Origin of the sequence: Acidisoma sp. PAMC 29798, assembly GCF_030252425.1 — a bacterium.
GTDB lineage: Bacteria > Pseudomonadota > Alphaproteobacteria > Acetobacterales > Acetobacteraceae > Acidisoma > Acidisoma cladoniae.
This window is the reverse complement of record NZ_CP126995.1, coordinates 79724-99039: the sequence shown is the minus strand read 5'-3', so window position 1 is coordinate 99039 and position 19316 is coordinate 79724. Positions and strand designations below refer to the sequence as shown.

The 19316-nt window shown below is 63.5% G+C and carries 18 protein-coding genes and 3 pseudogenes; 13 read left to right on the top strand and 8 right to left on the bottom strand.

Going from position 1 to position 19316, the window contains the following annotated elements:
* The first annotated feature begins 9 nt into the window (after positions 1-9).
* The 8 genes from QP803_RS22255 to QP803_RS22220 are packed head-to-tail and all read left to right on the top strand — an operon-like array spanning position 10 to position 8016.
* Positions 10-1041 carry a Nit6803 family nitrilase gene (locus QP803_RS22255; RefSeq protein WP_284948162.1) on the top strand — a complete coding sequence of 344 codons (1032 nt, stop codon included), beginning with the start codon at positions 10-12 and terminating at the stop codon, positions 1039-1041.
* Positions 953-2074: an MSMEG_0568 family radical SAM protein gene (locus QP803_RS22250; RefSeq protein ID WP_284948161.1), complete on the top strand. Its 1122-nt coding sequence runs from the start codon at positions 953-955 to the stop codon at positions 2072-2074. Before QP803_RS22255 ends, QP803_RS22250 begins: the two co-directional genes overlap by 89 nt.
* Positions 2075-2077: 3 nt before the next feature.
* Positions 2078-2647 (top strand): MSMEG_0567/Sll0786 family nitrogen starvation N-acetyltransferase, encoded by a 570-nt coding sequence (locus QP803_RS22245; protein WP_284948160.1) that lies wholly within the window; start codon positions 2078-2080, stop codon positions 2645-2647.
* Positions 2647-3603, top strand: a complete 957-nt coding sequence (locus QP803_RS22240) for a sll0787 family AIR synthase-like protein (RefSeq protein WP_284948169.1) — start codon at positions 2647-2649, stop codon at positions 3601-3603. Before QP803_RS22245 ends, QP803_RS22240 begins: the two co-directional genes overlap by 1 nt.
* Positions 3600-4700 carry an MSMEG_0565 family glycosyltransferase gene (locus tag QP803_RS22235; protein ID WP_284948159.1) on the top strand — a complete coding sequence of 367 codons (1101 nt, stop codon included), beginning with the start codon at positions 3600-3602 and terminating at the stop codon, positions 4698-4700. Before QP803_RS22240 ends, QP803_RS22235 begins: the two co-directional genes overlap by 4 nt.
* Entirely contained in the window at positions 4693-4992 is a 300-nt protein-coding gene (locus QP803_RS22230; protein ID WP_284948158.1) for an MSMEG_0570 family nitrogen starvation response protein, read from the top strand. The genes QP803_RS22235 and QP803_RS22230 overlap by 8 nt, the downstream gene beginning before the upstream one ends.
* Positions 4989-6248: an MSMEG_0569 family flavin-dependent oxidoreductase gene (locus QP803_RS22225; protein ID WP_284948157.1), complete on the top strand. Its 1260-nt coding sequence runs from the start codon at positions 4989-4991 to the stop codon at positions 6246-6248. Before QP803_RS22230 ends, QP803_RS22225 begins: the two co-directional genes overlap by 4 nt.
* Complete coding sequence (locus QP803_RS22220) at positions 6241-8016, top strand: AMP-binding protein (protein ID WP_284948156.1); 1776 nt, start codon at positions 6241-6243, stop codon at positions 8014-8016. The genes QP803_RS22225 and QP803_RS22220 overlap by 8 nt, the downstream gene beginning before the upstream one ends.
* Before the next feature lie 65 nt (positions 8017-8081).
* Here QP803_RS22220 and QP803_RS22215 read toward each other — a convergent pair.
* Positions 8082-8684, bottom strand: a pseudogene (locus QP803_RS22215) (IS6 family transposase); the annotation flags it as partial.
* Between QP803_RS22215 and QP803_RS22210 the strand changes: the two are divergent.
* Positions 8616-8795 (top strand): hypothetical protein, encoded by a 180-nt coding sequence (locus QP803_RS22210; RefSeq protein ID WP_284948155.1) that lies wholly within the window; start codon positions 8616-8618, stop codon positions 8793-8795. The pseudogene QP803_RS22215 and the gene QP803_RS22210 overlap by 69 nt on opposite strands.
* Positions 8796-9062: 267 nt before the next feature.
* Here the strand turns inward: QP803_RS22210 and QP803_RS22205 are convergent, their stop codons facing one another.
* From QP803_RS22205 to QP803_RS22195, 3 genes are all read right to left on the bottom strand, one after another.
* Positions 9063-10904: a Hint domain-containing protein gene (locus tag QP803_RS22205; protein WP_284948154.1), complete on the bottom strand. Its 1842-nt coding sequence runs from the start codon at positions 10902-10904 to the stop codon at positions 9063-9065.
* A 513-nt stretch (positions 10905-11417) separates the two neighbouring features.
* Positions 11418-11837: a transposase gene (locus QP803_RS22200; RefSeq protein WP_284948153.1), complete on the bottom strand. Its 420-nt coding sequence runs from the start codon at positions 11835-11837 to the stop codon at positions 11418-11420.
* Positions 11838-12085: 248 nt separating this feature from the next.
* Positions 12086-12550: a transposase gene (locus QP803_RS22195; RefSeq protein ID WP_284948168.1), complete on the bottom strand. Its 465-nt coding sequence runs from the start codon at positions 12548-12550 to the stop codon at positions 12086-12088.
* Positions 12551-12832: 282 nt separating this feature from the next.
* On the opposite strand from QP803_RS22195, the gene QP803_RS22190 reads away from it, so the two are divergent.
* Complete coding sequence (locus tag QP803_RS22190) at positions 12833-13660, top strand: IS6 family transposase (protein ID WP_434082934.1); 828 nt, start codon at positions 12833-12835, stop codon at positions 13658-13660.
* Positions 13661-13706: 46 nt separating this feature from the next.
* Here QP803_RS22190 and QP803_RS22185 read toward each other — a convergent pair.
* Together QP803_RS22185 and QP803_RS22180 are read right to left on the bottom strand one after the other, a co-directional pair.
* A pseudogene (locus QP803_RS22185) lies at positions 13707-13919 on the bottom strand (recombinase family protein); the annotation flags it as partial.
* A gap of 400 nt (positions 13920-14319) precedes the next feature.
* Positions 14320-14685 carry a MarR family winged helix-turn-helix transcriptional regulator gene (locus QP803_RS22180; protein WP_284948151.1) on the bottom strand — a complete coding sequence of 122 codons (366 nt, stop codon included), beginning with the start codon at positions 14683-14685 and terminating at the stop codon, positions 14320-14322.
* Between the two features lie 249 nt (positions 14686-14934).
* Between QP803_RS22180 and QP803_RS22175 the strand changes: the two genes are divergently transcribed.
* The 3 genes from QP803_RS22175 to QP803_RS22165 are packed head-to-tail and all read left to right on the top strand — an operon-like array spanning position 14935 to position 18394.
* A complete protein-coding gene (locus QP803_RS22175; protein WP_284948150.1) occupies positions 14935-15342 on the top strand; it encodes a hypothetical protein in 408 nt (135 codons plus the stop codon).
* Positions 15343-15368: 26 nt separating this feature from the next.
* Entirely contained in the window at positions 15369-16733 is a 1365-nt protein-coding gene (locus QP803_RS22170) for an arylsulfotransferase family protein (protein WP_284948149.1), read from the top strand.
* Positions 16730-18394 (top strand): CocE/NonD family hydrolase, encoded by a 1665-nt coding sequence (locus QP803_RS22165; protein ID WP_284948148.1) that lies wholly within the window; start codon positions 16730-16732, stop codon positions 18392-18394. The genes QP803_RS22170 and QP803_RS22165 overlap by 4 nt, the downstream gene beginning before the upstream one ends.
* A 40-nt stretch (positions 18395-18434) precedes the next feature.
* Here QP803_RS22165 and QP803_RS22160 read toward each other — a convergent pair.
* Both QP803_RS22160 and QP803_RS22155 read right to left on the bottom strand, forming a co-directional pair.
* Positions 18435-18560 (bottom strand): annotated as a pseudogene (locus tag QP803_RS22160) (transposase domain-containing protein); the annotation flags it as partial.
* A 49-nt stretch (positions 18561-18609) separates the two neighbouring features.
* The gene (locus QP803_RS22155) at positions 18610-19299 is read right to left on the bottom strand and encodes an MBL fold metallo-hydrolase (RefSeq protein ID WP_284948147.1); all 690 of its coding nucleotides are present in this window, start codon (positions 19297-19299) and stop codon (positions 18610-18612) included.
* Positions 19300-19316: the final 17 nt, after the last annotated feature.

Genomic DNA, 19316 nt, shown 5'->3' with positions numbered 1-19316 from the left:
CCCAGGACGATGCACAGGACCATCCGAGCGGCGGCGGCTCAGCTCTCTCCGGTATTGGAGAACGCGGACGGTACCGTGGAGAAGGTTCTGCGCGCAATAGGGGAGGCGGCACGCGAAGGCGTGCGCTTCCTGGTCTTTCCTGAAACCTTTGTGCCCTACTATCCGTATTTCTCCTTCGTGCTACCGGCGGTCTCCATGGGGCGCGAGCATATGCGCCTCTATGAGAATGCACCGACGGTGCCGGGGCCGGCGACGGATGCGGTGGCCGATGCCGCGCGACAGCACGGCATGGTCATCGTGCTCGGTGTCAATGAGCGTGACCATGGCTCGCTGTACAACACGCAGATCATCTTTGACGTGGACGGCGCGATGTTGCTCAAGCGGCGGAAGATCACGCCGACGTTCCATGAACGCATGATCTGGGGCCAGGGCGATGGCAGCGGATTAAAGGTGGTGGAGAGTGCCGTCGGCCGTATCGGCGCGCTGGCCTGCTGGGAGCATTATAATCCTCTCGCGCGCTACGCCCTTATGGCGCAGCACGAGGAAATTCATGCAGGTCAGTTTCCGGGCTCAATGGTAGGTCCGATTTTCGCCGATCAGATCGAGGTCACGATCCGGCACCATGCGCTGGAAAGCGGTTGTTTCGTGGTCAACGCCACCGGCTGGCTGACGGAATCACAGATCCAATCGATCACACTCGATCCGGCCATGCAGCGCGCGCTGCGCGGCGGCAGCAACACTGCCATCATTTCGCCGGAGGGCGTGCACCTGGCGACGCCACTGCGCGAGGGCGAAGGCGTCGTCATCGCCGATCTCGATATGTCGCTCATCACCAAGCGCAAACGGATGATGGACAGCGTCGGCCATTACGCACGGCCGGAACTGCTCAGCCTGGTGCTGCGCGATGCAGCCGAAACGCCCATGACCCGAGCCCCCAACCGGAGCGACGCGGATGCAGACCAACACAGACGTGACCTACATGCCGCCGAGCAGCCGGAGCCTGATCACGGATCTGCAATCCCTTGGGCTGCGACTGGCTGATCCCGATACCGGTGCCTCCGGGCGCCGGGGTGGGGCCGGGCCTTCAGACCACAAGGCCATCACCATCGCCGGGCAGACGGTGATGGTGCCGATCTATACCGGTACGGCCCGCACCTCACCGTTCGAGGCGGCGCTGCCGGATGTGACCGGCGGCAGCATCCTGTTGCGGGATGGTGCGACCGTCGGCCGCATCACCTTCCCCAAGCAGCCGCGCTTCTACGGCCTGCAAACGCTTGACGGTCTCCCATACTGGAAGATCGCCGTGCTGCATGGCGCTGATGTGCTGGCCACAACGGTCATGCAGACATGCATCCGCTATACTGATCGCCACACCGCCTGCCAGTTCTGCGCGATCGGCCAGTCCCTGGAAGCCGGGCGCACCATCGCCCATAAGACGCCCGCGCAACTGGCCGAGGTCGCCCGCGCGGCCGTACTGCTCGACGACGTCAAGCATATGGTCATGACTACGGGCACGCCGAACGTGATCGATCGCGGTGCCGCGTTGCTGTGCGACAGTGCGGTCGCCATCAAAGACGCTGTCGATCTCGCCATTCAGGGCCAGTGCGAACCGCCGCGCGATCACGCCTGGTATGGGCGTATGCGCGATGCCGGCGTCGATACCCTGGGCATGCATCTGGAAGCCGCGACCCAGGCAGTACGGGCGCGCATCATGCCGGGAAAGGCGACCGTATCGGTCGATCGGTATCTGGAGGCTTTTGCACAGGCGGTGCCGGTCTTCGGGCGTGGGCAGGTCAGCACCTATCTGCTTGCGGGCCTCGGCGATACCGCTGCCGAGATCCTGGCCTTGTGCGAGCAACTCGTGGCGCTCGGCGTCTATCCCTTTGTGGTGCCATTCGTGCCGATCACGGGCACGCCGCTCGAACACCACGCGCCGCCGACGCCTGACTTCATGCGGTCGGTGCTGGCGCCGCTCGGCCGGATGCTGACCGCGGCCGGATTGCGGTCGACCGAGGTGAAAGCCGGCTGCACGAAATGCGGCGCGTGCTCCTCGCTCTCCTCCTACGAGGGCTGACGCATGCTGTTGTATGATGCGCCGATCCGCACCTTCATCCCCGGAGAGTATCGCATCCGGCTCGCCTCCGAGGCCTGGGAGCGCGCTGGGCATCATCGGCTGCGGCGACAAATCTTCTGCGCTGAACAGGGCATCTTCGCGGATGACGACGCTGATGCGATCGATGAAGTTGCAACGACGATTGTTGCCGTGACCTGCATTGCCGCTGCGCCGCAGGAAGTGGTGGGCGTCGTGCGCATCCATGAGGCGGAGCCGGGGCTGTGGTGGGGGTCGCGCCTGGGCGTGGATGAGGCGCATCGCCGCGTCGGCCGATTGGGCGCTGAACTCATCCGCATGGCCGTCTGCACGGCGAACGAGCGCGGCTGCCGCACCTTCCTGGCCCATGTCCAGGTGCAGAATCTGTCCCTGTTCCGCCGGCTGCATTGGGAGAGCCTGCGGGAGGTTGATCTGCATGGCCGGGCGCATCACGTCATGCGCGTCGACCTCGCGCATTACCTGCCGCATGGTCGCGACACCACCAGCCTGATCGGCCGCCAAGCCGTGGCGCGGCCAATGATAGAGCGGGCTGCGTGATGTTGACGCAATCCCTTACGTCGGCCTTGCGCGCGCAGCGGGGCCTCGCCCACAAGACCGACATCGCAGCCGTTGTGCGGAAACTCGGTCTGTCGCCGGCTGGCATTCGCCTGGGCGACGACTGCGCCGCGATCCCGGACAGGGACGGCTGGCTGTTGCTCGCCATCGAGGGATTCGTGACCGACTTAGTGGCGGCGGAGCCCTGGTTCGCCGGCTGGTGCGGCGTCATGGTCAATGCCAGCGACATCGCCAGCATGGGCGGGCGACCCATCGCCGTCGTGGATGCGATCTGGAGCCGCGACCAGGATCACGCAACCCCGGTGCTGGAGGGCTTGGCCGCTGCCGCTGCCGCCTACGGCATTCCGGTCATCGGTGGCCATACCAATACTCGCAGCGCAGGGGAGCAGCTTTCGGTCGCCATCCTCGGCCGTGCATCCCGCCTGCTCACTAGTTTCGACGCGAAGCCGGGGCAGGTGCTGCTGGCTGCCATCGACCTGCGCGGCGCCTACCACGAGCCCTATCCCTATTGGGACTCCGCCTCCACCCAAGTCGATTCTGGCAGGCTACGGGCAGATCTCGATCTGCTCGCGGAGATCGCGGAGGCCGGGCTCAGCCGCGCGGCTAAGGACATCTCCATGGCCGGGCTCGTCGGCACAGCGCTGATGCTGGCCGAGTGCTCCGCCATCGGCCTGATCATCGATGTCGACGCTGTGCCCCGCCCGGATGGCGTGGACCTGCAGCGCTGGCTGACCAGCTTCCCGAGCTACGGCTTTCTGTTGACGGCGACCGAGGCCGATGCGCCGGCAGTCACGGCGATCTTTTCGGCCCGCGGCATCGCCTGCGCCGTCATCGGCAGATGCGAGGCCGGCACCCGCGTCGATCTGCGGCATGACGGTAGCGTCGAGACTTTCTGGGATCTGGCGGAGACGCCACTGACCGGCTGCGGCACGTTATGAACCGCCGCATCGCCGTCCTTACCCATTCCACCAATCCGCGCGGCGGAGTGGTTCATGCCATGCAACTGGCCGAAGCACTGTGCGACATGGGTGAGGATGTGACGCTGCTCGCCCCCGCGCTGCCCGGCCAGACCTTCTTTCGCATACCCCGCTGCGATTATCGGTTGATCCCCGCCGTGCCGGTGAGCGGGACAGCCGCCATGGTGGCGCAGCGCATCGAAGAGATCGCCGATTTCCTATGCAATGCGCGCTACGACATCTTCCATGCGCAGGACCCGATCAGCGCCAATGCGCTCGATCGTCTCGCGCGGCCATTCCTGCGCACGGTGCATCACCTAGATGACTTCGCCGATCCGCGTCTGGCGGCCTGGCAGGACCGGGGCATGCGCGCGGCAGAGCGGCTGTTTTGTGTCAGCCGTATCTGGGGCGATCGCATTGCCGCCATAACCGGTCGTGTAACCGTGCTCGTCGGCAATGGCGTCGATACCCCTCGCTTCACACCCGCCCCCGAAGCGGGTGACGCGCGATTGGCGCTGCCACGAGGGCCCTTGTTCCTGGCGATGGGCGGGATCGAGGCGCGCAAGAACAGCCTGTCCATCCTCCGCGCCTTCCTGAGTTTGCAAGATCAGCATCCAACCGCCCGGCTGCTGATTGCCGGTGGCGCGACCTTGCTGGATCATGGTGCCACCCGCGCGGCCTTCGACGCGCTCTGTGCCGGCAACGCGGCCGTTCATCGTCTGGGCGTGATCGCAGATGAGGATATGCCGGCGCTGTACCGGCGCGTTGATGCGGTCGTGTCACCGTCTGTCGCCGAAGGCTTCGGCCTTGTCGCGATCGAGGCGATGGCCTGCGGTCGCCCCGTCATAGTCTCCGACATCGCGCCTTTCAACGAGCATTTCCGGCCGCACGAATGCCTCTGGGCCGATCCGACCGACGTCGCCTCCATCGCCACCGCCATGGCGGAGTCTCTTCGGCCCAAGATCGCGGACCGGTTGCAAAGCTCCGGTCCGCGCACCGCCGCCCGCTTCACCTGGCGCGATGTCGCGGCCGCTCATCTTCCTGCCTATGCCGATGTGGAAACCCTGACCCATGCCTGAAATGGAATTCGGCCTGCGCTGGCCCGATGGCGCGGAAAGTGCCTGCTACTCGCCCTCCCTCGTCGTGGAAGATCATCTGACGCCGGGTGAAACCTATCCTCTCGCAGATTTACTGGAGCGGACCCGCGCGGCGATGACCACGGCCAGCGCACGGGTGGAGGCGAAATACGGCTTTCCCTGCAGCCGCGCGCTGGGAACGCTCGCCGCCATGGAACAGCGGGCACTGGCCTTCGACCCGGCGTCCCGAGTGACAGTCACAGGCTTTCGTCGTTTGGATGGAGGCTCCCATTGAACGCGATCGCTGCGGCACGACTGCCAGCGGAGATCCCCGTTGCAATCATCGGCGGCGGCCAGGCCGGGCTTTCCATGAGCTGGTATCTGCGTCAGGCCGGAATCGATCATGTCCTTCTGGAACGATCTGCGATCGGTCACGCCTGGCGGGCGCAGCGTTGGGACAGTTTCTGCCTCGTCACTCCGAACTGGCAATGCCAACTCCCGGGCTTCCCCTATGCCGGCAATGACCCCGAGGGCTTCATGAGGCGAGATGATATTGTGCGCTATATCGAAGCTTTCGCCGCATCCTTCGATCCACCGGTGCATGCCGGCGTTTCCGTGCGACGGTTGAGCCCGGTGAAGGGCGGCTTCGCGCTGGAGACGGATGCAGGTCCGATCACCGCCGCGCAGGTCGTGGTGGCAACCGGCGGCTACCACGACCCCATCCGCCCAGGCTTCTCCTATGCCATCGACCCCAGCATCGGGCAGGTTCATTCCGCCGATTATCTTCGGCCATCGCAGATGCCAGAAGGCGCGGTACTGGTGGTGGGTACCGGCCAATCCGGCTGCCAGATCGCCGAGGATCTCCATATCGCCGGCCGGAAGGTCCATCTGTGCGTCGGGGAGGCTCCGCGCGTTGCGCGGCGCTATCGCGGCCGGGATGTCGTCGCTTGGCTGGATCTCATGAGCTATTACGACATGCCCGTGGAGAACCACCCCCTCAAGGAAGGGGTGCGCGACAATACCAACCATTACGTGACGGGGCGTGACGGCGGTCGGGATATCGATCTGCGACTGCGCGCGCTGGAGGGGATGCACCTCTATGGCCGCGCCGACGGCTATGAGGACGGACGGCTGCTGATTCGCGAAGGGCTGACGCGGAATCTCGATTCCGCAGACGCCGTCTCAGAAAGCATCAAGCGCGGCGTCGACGGCTTTATCGCCAAGAGTGGTATGAGCGCGCCCGAGGAAGCGCCGTATCAGCCGGTCTGGACGCCGAGTGAGGAGGCACGAAGCCTTGACCTCAAGGCGGCGGGCATCACCGGCATCGTGTGGTGCATCGGCTTCCGTGCCGACTTCCGCTGGATCGAGGTGCCGGTCTTCGACGGGCGCGGCATGCCCGGCCATTATCGCGGCGTCACCGGCACGCCGGGCCTTTATTTCCTCGGCCTGCCCTGGCTGCACAGTTGGGGCTCCGGTCGCTTCTCCGGCGTGTCGCGCGACGCGGGCTACCTCGCCGAGCGTATCGCGGACCGCGTGGCCGTCCATGCCTAACCTCTATACCGCCGAGGTTGCGGCCTGGCGGGCCGATAGGGCCGCCTATTGGTTGGACGCCGCACAGGATATCGATTGGGAGACGCCGCCCGAGACCGCGTTTCGGCTTAGGCCGGACGGCCTTGCCGACTGGTTCCCGGATGGGCGGCTGAACATCTGCGCCAATGCGCTCGACCGCCACGTCGTAGCGGGCGATGGCGACCGGATGGCGCTGATTTGGGAAAGCCCGGTCACGGGGGGGACGCAGCACTTCACCTATGCGGCGCTGACCGAGCGCGTGGCGCGCTTCGCGGGCGGGTTGCGCGCGCTGGGCGTGGAGCAGGGGGACCGCGTGCTGATCTGCATGCCGCCAGTGCCGGAGTCGGTGATTGCCATGCTCGCCGCCGCGCGCCTGGGCGCCGTGCATGTCTTCGTTTTCGCGGGATTCCCGGCGCCGGAACTCGCCACCCGGATCGACGACACGTCACCCCGCGTCGTGGTGACTACCACCTGCGGTTATACGGGTGTGCGGGCGATATCGCTGCTGCCCGCGATGGCGGAGGCCCTGGGCATCGCAGCGCATCGGCCGGATGCGACAATCGTGTTCCAGCGGCCCGGTGGCCGGATGATGGCGCTCCCGGGGCGGGTGCATGACTTTGCCGAGGTTGAGGCGCGGTCAGTGGCCATAGCGCCGGTGCCGGTCGCGGCGACAAATCCGCTCTACATCCTCCACACCTCCGGCACCACGGGCAACCCGAAGGGCGTGGTGCGGGACCATGGCGGCCACGCCGTCGCGCTGCGCCGATCGATGCGGCATGTCTATGACATCGAGCCAGGCGCGGTCTTTTGCTGCACAGCGGATCTCGGCTGGGTGGTCGGCCATTCCTATGCCGTCTATGCGCCGCTGCTCACCGGCTGCACGACCGTACTGTATGAGGGCGGCGCGACAGGCACGCCGGATGCCGGAGCGCTGTGGCGACTGTGCGCGCGCCACGGTGTAAACTTGCTGTTTACCTCGCCGAGTGCGTTGCGGGCGATGCGGTCTGAAGACCCCGAGGGCGCGCATGGGCGTAGCTGCGATCTGTCCGCCCTGCTTGCGGTTTTCGTGGCAGGTGAGCGGGCGGATAAGGCGACGCTCACCTGGGCGGCTGGCGCGGCCGGCGTGCCGATCTGCGATCACTGGTGGCAAACCGAAACCGGCTCGGCCATCGCCGGGTCGCTGCGCGGCCTGAACACGCCGGCGGGTCGCGCCGCGATCGGCTTCGACCTTGTAGTGTTGGGCGAGACCGGCGGGGTTCTGCCGCCGGGGACAGAGGGCGAACTCGCCATAAAACTGCCGCTTCCGCCGGGCTGCCTTACCACGCTGTGGCAGGCGGAGGCGCGCATGCAGGCCACCTACCTGGCGCGGTTTCCTGGCTATTACCGAACCTTCGACCAGGGAATGACTGACGCGCGTGGCGAGGTGCATGTCATGTCACGCACCGATGATGTGCTGAAGGTTGCGGGCCGGCGCATCGCCGCCGGGCGGATTGAGGAGGTGTTGGCGGCGCACCCCGAGGTTGCGGAATGCGCGGTTGCGGGCCGGGCCGATGCAGCGCGGGGGCAGGTTCCAGTCGGCTTTATCGTCCGGCGCGTCGGAGACAGCCCGGTGACCGATCTCCGTGCGGAACTCGTGGCCGCAGTGCGCGCGCAGATTGGTGGTTTCGCGGGGTTTCGGCGCGTCGTGTTCCTGGACAGCCTGCCCCGCACCCGATCTGGGAAGATCATGCGACGCTATTTGCCGCAGTGACCATGCGAAACGGTTCTGTCGCAAATTTCCGGAATTGACACGCGAGGGCGGGGTACGCTCTGGGTTTATCCTGCCAGAGAATAGAATTGCTGCGCCGGACACAGGTTGCCTGTCGTGCGCAACTGGCCTTTCCGAAGCATATGCATGAGCTCAATGCCGGCAAGCGTCACCGCCGCTGACTGGAAGGATTTGAAACCGAGCATTGGTCGCGCCAGTCGTTTGATGGCTCGATGATCTTGTTCGACGATGTTGTTGAGGTATTTGATCTGACGGATCTCAATTGCCGCCCCGAATTTAGCGTTGTGGCTCACAATCGCAGCCGTGTTGGCGCCGCTCTTGTCGATCGTGATCTTCTGAGGCGTGCCACTCCCCTTGATCGTCTTGCGCAAGAACCGCAGGGCGGCTTTGCGATCTCGCTTCGCAGTCAGAAGGAAATCTACCGTGGCTCCGGCCTTATCAACGGCTCGGTACATCCACGCGCCTTTGACTCGGACATAGGTCTCGTCCATTCGCCAACTTGGACCCACCGGGTGCTTGCGCGGCCGGAACTCCCGATCCAACAGAGGAACATACTTGACCACCCAGCGATTGAGTGTGGCATGGTCCACCTCGACGCCGTGCTCTGCCATCATTTCCTCGAGCTGGCGGTAGCTGATCGGATACGCGAGGGAGCGGAAAAATCCTGGTCGATCAGGCGGCCAGAAGCCCGCTCACGTCCGATGCGGTTTTTTGCCAAACAAGCGACCTGGGAAAAGCCGGCCGGCATCGCGGTCGCGTGAGATGTGGAGTAATCGAGCATACAGGAGACAGAAAGCGTTCTTGTTCGCGTCTATAATTCAATGGCTTAGCAGTTCCCGGGCACTCTAAGACATGCTTAGCGTGCCTTTTGGGTAGGATTAGGGCACTTGCCCGAATTGGGACGGGTCTGTCGGAGGCCACTCGATCGCGAGGCGGGAAGGAGTGTAAGGGCGTTGGAATGGGTGAATGAGGCCGTTGCCAGCCGCCCGAACTGGTCGTCATGCCATCCGATTTGAACAGCGTTAGTCTTACGCCGCAGCCGATGCCTGTTCCTCCGAATGACAGCGAGACGCGAGTTGTGCTTTGACGAGTTCGACCTCCGGACCTGCCACCCGCATTGGCGCATACCCTAGAGCGTCCATGATCAGCGCAACGTCGCGGGCTTCTGATCCCCATACGGCGTGGATCTCCATTGTGACTCCGCCGGCGAAGGCCGCTCTGTCGCCGGTGTCGAGGTAGCTCTCACACGGAAGGCCTTCGGCCAGGACGATCTCGTGACGCTCCAACTCGATGTGGAAGTATGTGACCGTCTCTGCCTCCATCTGCCGGATAGTGATATCGTTGACAAGGTATTTGACCGGGATGAGCACACCTTCAACGAAGATGGCATGGTCGGGCGACAGCATCAGGTCACGTCGTGGACGACCTTGGCCGAAAGCGCCTGTCCGCACGCGTATGGGTCGCACGTGGTCAGGGGCGGCATGGCGCGTGAGGTCGATATCGCGATAGCCGATCCAGCGGATTGCGCTGGGCCCTGAGTCTACCGTAAGCACCTGATCGTCCAATGTCAGCGCCTCGACTGCGATTTCGCCGCGGCTGGTCGCGATCCGAGTGCCGCGAGAGAAACAGGCCACACTGAAGGTGTCGGCTGACGTCTGGGTCAGCGATGTCACGTCAATGAAGGTGAACGCGGATCCGTCACTTGTCGTGATCGTGGCGTTGCCGTTGGAATAGGTCGCATGGGCAAGGTCATTGGACACTTCGTTGCTGCCATAGTTTTGAAGCGCAAAGACATCCGCTTCCGTGGCGTTCTCGATTGTATCATCCGTGCCGCCGCCGCTCGAAAAAATGAACGTGTCCGGGGCTGTGCCGCCGATGAGCAATGCATTGCCTGGCGCTCCAGCAAAAACGACGCTCGCCTGCGAGGTCGCGGCACTTATCGTTTCCGCTCCGCTACCTTGTACGAGAGTTGCTTCCGGCTCTCCCGACCCACCATAAAAATCAATATTTGCTCCCGCTGCACCAAAGACAGTTGCGTTGCCCGAAGTGCCACCAGAAATAGTAGCGGCACTGCCTTGGCTCGCGACGTAAAGCAGCGAGGAATTCTCTGCAAAGACGAGGTCCGAGGTTCCGCCAAACACGGTTTCAGCGCCACCGGCGGCACCGACGATCGTATCGGACGACGTGGGCTGTGTGCCTGCTACAACAAAATCGCTCTGGGAGGACGACAGGAGATAGACGCCCTGCGAACCGCCAAATATCGTCATGGCTCCTGTGCCGGCCACAACAGTGTCAGCCGTCCCGGTGTCGGCCATGACGTCAGCGCCGGAGCCCCCAAAAATGATGGCTCCGGTCCCGCCTGAAGCGACTGTGGTGTTTCCGGATCCGAGCGCGATCAGATCGCCGACGCCATAAGAGGTGATTTCTTGAGACCCAGCACCGCTTGCCAAGATCGTATTTGAACCGGCGCCAGCGTCGACCGAGCCGCTGCCAGAAGCGGAGATGAGATCGTTCCCGTTGCCTGTTGCAATGTTATAGGTGGAGCCGGTGCCGGCATTTATGGTGTTGGCGCCACCGGCAAAGGCAATGTTGTCCGTGCTACCGGCTGCCCCGTAGAAGGCAATGCCGTTGCTGCCGCCGATGACACTGACCGAACTGGCGGCTACGACCGTTGCTGCCCCAAGAGCATCAATGACAATGGAATCATAGGTCGAGCCGAGGAAGGTGGTCCCATCCGCGCTGACAACGTCGGTGTTTACTCCACCTTCGGCATTGATTGCGTTGGCAATGCCGCTCGCGGCGGCGGCGGCGTCAATCGTCAAGAAATCAAATGTATATGTCGCACCGCCAACGGTCACCACAACGTCCATCTGCCGGCCACCTTATTCTATGGTTAGCTCATGACCCAGTATCAGCCGAGATACGGTTGATCGCGAAAATTGTATGCGCGTGGACGACGCGCCGGGGTAGTCGGCCCCGATTAGTTGAGAAACTCCCCATAGATCCATGCTCGACTCTCCTTTTCTTGATCTGCGAGCCGGACATTTTCCTTGGTTATGCTTCGAAGGCTTGATCGAGTTCCGGACACTCACTAAGCGCCTAAGAGCGTGCGTCCGCATCCCCCACCTGGGGGAGGTTATCAAAAATTAAACGCGCCAGTGCGATCCACTCTAAGAGAGACGCTTGACGGTATCCTTATCATGGTATCGATTTCCTCGCTGAGCCCAATGTCATGCAATCATCTCATTACATCAAGCGTAAAACAGCACCCCTTTTGCGCGCCGATTGAAAGCCGAACTGCTGGCGATGGTGCTGACCAGCAAATTTGCCGACCATTTGCCACTGAATCGGGTCCTGCCTGGTTCTCGGTGCAGGCAACGCACTCAGAACGGAAGAACCCGAGCTCGCAACAATTCCACTCCCGCGCGGCCATACATGGAGCGCTTCAGGGTCTTCAGTCGGCTGATCTGGCCCTCTGTCTGGCCGTTGCTCCAGGGGAGCGTGAGCGCGTTCGTCACCGCGTCCAAATCGCTTTGCAACATTCGGGCGAAGCGCTGCATCTCGTATATTCGGCACTCGTGTGCATCCTTGAGCCATCGACCAAGCGCGTCGATGTTACGGCTACGAAGGATGCCTCGAAATCGCATCGCGAGCTGCCGCATGACCACGAACTCTGGCGAATTCGCCTTGAGCGCATCGACCGTTGCCATTTGACGGACCGATAGCAGCGGGCGGGGCTTGATACACAATGCGCCCGCCGTCAGGGGCGAGAGGGGCCGACCGGTGGTAGAATCGCGAGGCATCGGTATTGATGACGGGGGCGACTGTCGCTCCTTTTCCTGGCCTCTGCGGCTTGTCTTGCTGCGCCAGGGCGCAAAAAGACGTGCCAAATGCGTGCAGCATCCCGTGTACCCGAGACCCTTGATCTCAGTGAACAGGCGGGTCGCGAGTGTGCAACCCTCTTTCCAGCGACGAGCCAGGTAGTCGTGGAAGTGTCCCGGTGAACGCGGTGACCTGGCGATTGCGTTACGCGATGGCAGTTGCTCGAGCCTCACCCAGCGGTCCACGCGTCGACGGCTGAGGCCGGGTTCCTCGCAAATAGTCGTTGCAGTCTTCCGGCGTCGTAGAGGGCACGAATCTGCGCAAACAGGTCTTCCCGCACGCCGTGGAGACCGGCCCTGGTATCTGCCGCTTCGGCCGCGACGGAGGCGCCCCGTCGAAGTGGTCTGCCCAAGCGGCCCAACTGCTGCTCGATCCGCTCGTGCAGATTCTGCAGCAGGTGGAAGCGGTCGGCAACCTGGACCGCTTGCGGGGCACCATCACGCGCCCCCTCGGCATAAAGACCATGACGGTCACGGCTGACGACTTCGACTCCCGGATACGCACGCAGCCACGCTGCGGTGCTGGTCGAGCTTCGGTCTGGCAGGATGTCCACCACGCGTCGCCGCTTCAGGTCCACCATGATCGTTCCATACGTCTGCCCCTCCGTCCAGGACCAGTTGTCGATCCCGACCACTCGGAGCGAGGCTCGCGGTGATCTGGCGCGGGCGCGACGTTTGAGATGGTTCAAAACGGTATCATCGCTGGCCTGAAGACCGAGCCTTGATAGGATGCGCTCAGCGGGTTTGCCACCTGCGGCATGCCCAAGCGCCTGCAGGATGTCGATGACCTGGCGCGTATGTCGAAGCAGGGGCTCAGCTAGCCGGTTCTGTCAGTCCTCGCGCCACGACGGGGAAGGTTTGGATGCCTTCACCAAACGGGTAAACTGAGCGTTGGACGATAGGTAGGGGCGCCGGGAATGGATTGCGTTGGCTGTGGCTCGTCGGCGGTAAATGAACGCCGGGAGGTCACGGCACGAGGCTACCGGCGATACCGATGCCGCGATTGCGGACGGCAGTTCAACGAGCGCAGCGGTGGGGTGCTGAACCGGAGTTGCCTGCCGAGCGACATCATCGCCTTCGTGGTGTTCTGCCGGCTGCGCTACCGGCTGACGCTGCGGGACCTGAGCGAGATTATGGCGCTGCGCGGGATCGAGATAAGCCACGAGACTGTCCGCGACTGGGAGGTAAAGCTGTTGCCCATCATGGGTAACGCGCTGCGCAAACGGCGTCACGGGACCCGGCGCGCAGCCGGCGTCAGCTGGTATGTTGACGAAACCTATCTGAAGGTCCGCGGCCGGTGGTGCTACCTCTACCGGGCAATCGACCGGGACGGAAACTTGATCGACGCGATGCTGAGCGAGCATCGCGACATGCAGGCGGCCAAGGCCTTCTTCCGCTCGGCGCGGGCGACCATGGGCATTCGGCCGGACCGGGTTACGACAGACGGTCATGGCTCCTACCCGAGAGCGATCCGCATCGTGCTGGGCAAGACCGTGCAGCAACGGTCTAGTGTCTATCTGAATAATCGCCTTGAACAGGACCATCGCGGGATCAAGGGCAGGATCCGATGTATGCGTGGCTTCAAGAACCATGACGCTGCCGAGCGTTTCTGCCGAGAACACGGGGAACTCCGCAATCTTCTTCGCCCCCGTCGCCGTCACAACCAGATCGTCTCCGCCTCTCTGCGCCGCGCCCGCTTCGCCAAAGCAACCTCCATTGCGCTCAACATCATGCAGAACGCGTAGACCCTCGTGCGTGCCGCGTAGAACTTCAGAATGCCGGCGCGACACCTGACAGAACCAGACGATCGATGCGGGTCACAACCAGGGTGTCGCCTGGTTGCACGAAGTCGAGCAGCACCTGCAGCTCGGTTCGCCCGTCACGGCGGGAACCGCTGGCCTTCTCGGCGCGAACGACACTGCAGCCAACAGCCTTTAGGGCGGCACGCTGGATCGTGAGGTCCTGGTCGATAGTACTGACGCGTGCGTAGCCGTATGAAGCCATTCTGTTCCGAAAGGGTCTAGACCATAAAACGCTAGTGTCCCAGAATACTCAAAGCAACCCTAATGGCACGGAGGATGTGTTCCGTGCTGACGTGCCGCTGGGGTATACCTTATTGGGGCTAAGTCGCTTGGGGTGGATTGTGTTCAAACGTCCGGAGCGGCGCTCTCACATCGTAATTGGTTGCCTATCGGAATGGCTAAGCGATTGTCGAAGCTTGTAGACGTCGTTGCGATTTCGTCCAGAAATGGTGACAAAACTGCCAAATGAAATTTTCAACGAGATCTGTGGACAGCGGACTTTACCCGTTTCCCGTAATAGCGTCGGAACAGGGCAGCCCGGTGCCGGGATGAGCAGATAATTGTTCTCCAAGGCGATTACACGACGCGGGTTCGTCGTGGCGCTACGGTTTGACGGCCTTCCACCGCTCCGCGGTCGCCTGCATCGAGCGTAGCAAAGCGTCCGTCTCAGGACCCGGCGGCCACAACTGACGCTGCAGGTCACCCATCACCGGTGTGGCCCGCGCCAGCGCGGCGATGCCAGCTTTCGTCAACTCAATGTGCCGAACCCGGGTGTCGTCCTTGTCTGTCCGTTGCGTCAGCAGCTTCTTTGCCTTCATGGATTTCACCATCAGCGATACCTGCGCAGCTTGCACGCCGCTGATGGCCACGATGTCGGATTGCCGAACGGGCGGCGCGCTGTTCTGTAACCAGGCGGACAGCACGAGGATCAGGAACTGCAGATGAGTCAGGTCGACCTCATCCAGCACGGGCTCAACTCGGCGCTGATACATCAGCGAAAGGCGCCATAGCCAGAACCCAACCGAATTCTCCGGTCCACGGATCGAGCTGGTCTCCAGGACGCTCTGCAACGTCGGATGGGCACCCCGCACAACTCTCGCCATCGATACTCCCCTCCTCGCCGTGAAATGACCATCGCGATCTCGTGTGGCAAGCCGCCTTGCAATACACGGTTTACATATAAACTATGAGGCATCTTATCACTCACGGAGCTCACAATGTCTAAATCACGACGCCCTGCCATGCTCGCCCTACCGCTGGCCTGCCTTTGCCTCGATGCGTGCTCGACCATCGTCACTGGGACAGGCCAGCAGATCGCGATCAGCACGCCGGGCGTGTCGGCCGCGACGTGCACGCTGACCGGCGGTGACGGCGTGAACGCGACCGTTCAGACCCCGGGCAGCGTGTCGGTTTCCAAGAGCAAGAAAGACATCCATGTGGCCTGCAACGCGCCGGGTCGCGCACCGGTGACCCAGACGATCGCATCGACCTATTCGGATTGGTCGATCGTGGAATATCCGCTCGGCTACCCGATCGATGCCGTGACCGGTGCGATGTGGGTCTACCCGAAGCAGGTCACGGTCTCCTTCGCCGGTAGCGGCGACCAGGCGCTTTCCCGCCAATGAGAACCACCAACGGATGGCGTCGGTGCTTGGTGGCACTCGCTCTGCCGATCCTGTCCATCAACCCGGCGAAGGCAAGCCCAAGTGTCTATCCCACCGGGGTCACGGTCTATGATCCGGCCAAGGCCCAAAACGGCTTCGTTCTCTTTAACGGTCCCGATCAGGTCGTCTATCTTATCGACATGGACGGCACCGTCGTCCATACATGGGACCGGCCGGGCTTCCCGTCCAAGATCGTCGATCCCAAACTCATGGGCGGCCAAAAGGGCGTCCTCGGCACGCAGTTGGCGTCGATCTCGCTGATCGCGGGCTTTTTCATGGACGGCGCCACCGGCGTCATCCCAGGCGGGCCGGCGCAGTTCAATGACAAGACGTTCGGCTATGTCGACTGGAACGACAAGGTACTGTGGCAGTGGGGTGATCAGGCCCCGACCGGAAACGCCCTGCAGCACCATGATTGGGCGCGGCTCGAGAACGGCGACACGTTGATCCTTTCGAGCGACGCCAAGACGCTGCCGGGTTTCGGCGACCGCAAGATGACCGACGACGTGATCTACCAGGTCGATCAAGTCGGCAAGACGGTGTGGACCTGGCGCACCTCCGACCATCTCGATCAGCTCGGCTTCTCGCCGGAACAGTTGGCGCTCCTGCGGCAGACGACGGAGGTGGACTACCTCCATCTGAACGCCATGGCGGTGCTGGGCCCGAACCACTGGGCCGAGCACGGCGACGAGCGGTTCGCGCCAGACAACATCATGATCAGCTCCCGCGATGCCAACATCGTCGCGATCGTCGACAAGCAGACCGGCGCCATCGTCTGGCACCTGGGCCCCGACTATCCACCCCGAGGCTCCGACTACAAGCCGGAGACGACGCCGCGCCCGGTCGACCAGATCGTCGGCCAGCACGACCCGCATATGATCGCGCAAGGCCTGCCGGGGGCGGGCAACATCTTGTTGCTCGATAACCAGGGCGAGGCCGGATACCCGCCGGCCAAGATGCAGATCACCAGCGGCTCGCGGGTGCTCGAGATCGACCCCGTCAGCACACGGATCGTGTGGGAGTACGAGGCATACTACAGCGGTCAGGCGAACTGGGCGTTCTGGACGCCTTTCATCGGCAGCGTGCAGCGCCTGCCGAACGGCAACACGTTGATCGACGAGGGAATCGACGGCCGCTTGTTCCAGGTGACGTCGGGCGGCGAGATCGTATGGGAGTATGTCTCGCCCTATTCCGGCACGGCGCCGCTGGTGCCTCAGCTCCTCCGTGGGAAAGCCCAATCCAACTGGATCTATCGCGCCCAGGCCGTGCCCTACAACTGGGTGCCGCCCGTTCCGCATGCGGAGCGCGCCGTCACGCCGCCGGCGCTGCCCCAGTTCCACGTGGCGCCATGATCGGCAAAATGGCGCTTCGGCTGCTCCGGGGTACGCTGCGGCCCAGCACGAAGATCACGCCGGCGCCCGCCGACATCGACATCCAGTGGAATGTGCCGGTCCCGGTGCGGGATGGCACCGTGCTGCGGGTCAACGTGTTCAGGCCGAGCGGCCCGGGCCCGTTTCCCGTCATCATGTCCGCCCATCCCTACGGCAAGGACAAGATTCCCGCCAAGACCTGGAGCGGTCGCAGTCCGAACCTTCAGGCTCGGCTGGTGCCGCAGCCTCGCAAGATGACGATCTCCGCGCTCACCAGCTGGGAGGCCCCGGACCCGGCGTTCTGGACCCGGCACGGCTACGCGGTGGTCAACGCCGACCTCCGTGGGGGCGGCACGTCGGACGGGGTCGGCGCGCTGTTCTCCGATGCGGAGGCCGAAGACTACTACGACCTGATCGAGTGGGTCGGCGCACAGGACTGGTCGAGCGGCCGGGTCGGGTTGGACGGCGTGTCCTACCTGGCGATCAGCCAATACAAGGTCGCGGCGCTGCGTCCGCCGTCACTGACCGCGATCTGCCCGTGGGAGGGCTTCAGCGATCTGTATCGCGACTTCGCCTACCCCGGCGGCGTTCGAGAGGACGGATTCAGCAAGCTCTGGAGCAAGCTGACCGGGAGATCGGCACGCGTCACCACCGCGCTGCGCGAAGAAATCGTCAAACGGCCCGAGCGCGACGCTTGGTACGAGTCGCTCACCCCGGACCTCGAGCGGATCGAGGTGCCGATGCTCGTATGCGCCAGCTTCTCCGACCATTCGCTGCATACGCGGGGATCGTTCGAAGTATTCCGCCGCGCCGGCTCACGTCGCAAGAAAGTCTATACCCACCGCGACGGAAAATGGTGCGCATACTACGGCGCGGACGCTGCGGAGGCCCGCCTCCGCTTCTTCGATTGCACGCTCAAGGGCATCGACAACGGCTGGGACGACGACCCGGCCGTCCGCCTGGCGATCACGGAGGCCGGCCCCGATCCTGTCGCGGTCGTCCACGAGACAGCTTGGCCCCCAGCGGACCTGGTCTGGCGCAAGCTCCGGCTCGATGCACGATCGGCTACCCTCGCGGATCAATCGACACCGGTTGCGGCCGGGTCCGCCGGCTTCGATGCGGCGCGCGGCGTCCTGTCGCTGCGTTGGACGGTGCCCGAGGATCTGGATGTGATCGGCCCAATGGCGCTGGTCCTGAACGTCGAGGTTAAGGGGACGGACGATGTGTTCCTCTATGCCGGCGTCCGAAAATTCCGGTCGGGAGTGGAGACTGTTTTCGAGGGGTCCTACGGCTTTGCGGGCGACATGGTCTCCAAGGGCTGGCAGCGCGCTGCGCATCGCGAGCTGGATGTCGATCTCTCGACGGAGGCGCAGCCCGTTCATCGGCATTGCAAGGCCGAACCGTTACGCCCGGGTGAGATCGTGCGGGTCGAAATCGCGTTACGTCCGCATGCCACCCGTTTCCGCAAGGGCGACGAGCTAAGGCTTGAGATCAGAGGCCATTGGTTCTTTCCCGACGATCCCCTTCACGGCCAATTCCCCGCCAACTATCAGCCCAATTCGAAAGGCTATTGCGTGATACACACAGGCGCAGGCAACGACTCTTGCCTGTTTCTGGGTACGAGATCGCCTGTCCCGAAATGATGTGCATCCGGCCCAGCCATTTAATTTTGCGGCCCTGCCGTGGCACTAGACCATCGAGGCGTTGCACCGGATCTTCCGCAGTCGGGACCAGTATGTCGACCAGCCAGGACTGCGGATCGACGTCGTTCATCTTTGTCATGACGATCAAGCTGTACATGATCGAGGCACAATAACATTCGCGCCACAATATGCCGGGAAAACCCGGCTGCCAAAGCCTAAACCCTTGCCCATTTGGAGCGGACACGTTCAGCCGCGCCGGAGCGGATCATCGCGCCATGCCCAAATACGGCCGCGTCGAAGCGAAGTCTGGCGACCTTGCGCTGGCTGCGGCGTCCTTCGTCGATGTCCTCGAAGCCGACGGGATCACTGAGCCCGACGACGTTCATGCCGACATCGCCCGCAATCAGCAGCCGCTCGCCCTGCCACAGCAAGGCCACCTGTCCGGCGCAGTGGCCGGGCGTGTGGACGACCTGCAGCCCGCCTACAAGCGGCAGCGTCTCGCCATCGATCAGGTACCGGTCGATCTTGAACGGCTCCATCCGCTCCTGCTGATGCCAGACGAGGCGGTTCATGACCTTCAACAACGCATTGGGCGGTGCCGTCATGGCACGAAAGGGCCCACCCATCTCGGCGAAGGGAGCGTCGGCTGCATGCATGTAGGTGGTGGCGCCAGTCTGCCGGACGATCTCGGCCGCGCTGCCGATGTGGTCGGGATGGACGTGCGTGAACACCAGGTGCCGGAGGTCGCGCGGGTCACGCCCGAGCTGCCGGATCGCGTCCAACACCAGCGTGGCCTTACCGGGGAACCCGGCGTCGACCAGCACGAGTTCGGGGCCGGCATCGAGCAGCACGGTGTTGGCCTGGCCCAGCGGCACGAGGTAGGCGCCGTCGATGATCCGCTTCATGCCCATGGTGATCTCCT

Coding starts and splice junctions, on each gene's coding strand:
- QP803_RS22255 (WP_284948162.1), top strand. CDS start 10: ATGCACAGGACCATCCGAGCGGCGGCGGCTCAGCTCTCTCCGGTATTG.
- QP803_RS22250 (WP_284948161.1), top strand. CDS start 953: ATGCAGACCAACACAGACGTGACCTACATGCCGCCGAGCAGCCGGAGC.
- QP803_RS22245 (WP_284948160.1), top strand. CDS start 2,078: ATGCTGTTGTATGATGCGCCGATCCGCACCTTCATCCCCGGAGAGTAT.
- QP803_RS22240 (WP_284948169.1), top strand. CDS start 2,647: ATGTTGACGCAATCCCTTACGTCGGCCTTGCGCGCGCAGCGGGGCCTC.
- QP803_RS22235 (WP_284948159.1), top strand. CDS start 3,600: ATGAACCGCCGCATCGCCGTCCTTACCCATTCCACCAATCCGCGCGGC.
- QP803_RS22230 (WP_284948158.1), top strand. CDS start 4,693: ATGCCTGAAATGGAATTCGGCCTGCGCTGGCCCGATGGCGCGGAAAGT.
- QP803_RS22220 (WP_284948156.1), top strand. CDS start 6,241: ATGCCTAACCTCTATACCGCCGAGGTTGCGGCCTGGCGGGCCGATAGG.
- QP803_RS22210 (WP_284948155.1), top strand. CDS start 8,616: ATGGTCCACCTCGACGCCGTGCTCTGCCATCATTTCCTCGAGCTGGCG.
- QP803_RS22205 (WP_284948154.1), bottom strand. CDS start 10,904: ATGGACGTTGTGGTGACCGTTGGCGGTGCGACATATACATTTGATTTC.
- QP803_RS22200 (WP_284948153.1), bottom strand. CDS start 11,837: ATGCCTCGCGATTCTACCACCGGTCGGCCCCTCTCGCCCCTGACGGCG.
- QP803_RS22190 (WP_434082934.1), top strand. CDS start 12,833: ATGGATTGCGTTGGCTGTGGCTCGTCGGCGGTAAATGAACGCCGGGAG.
- QP803_RS22175 (WP_284948150.1), top strand. CDS start 14,935: ATGTCTAAATCACGACGCCCTGCCATGCTCGCCCTACCGCTGGCCTGC.
- QP803_RS22165 (WP_284948148.1), top strand. CDS start 16,730: ATGATCGGCAAAATGGCGCTTCGGCTGCTCCGGGGTACGCTGCGGCCC.
- QP803_RS22155 (WP_284948147.1), bottom strand. CDS start 19,299: ATGAAGCGGATCATCGACGGCGCCTACCTCGTGCCGCTGGGCCAGGCC.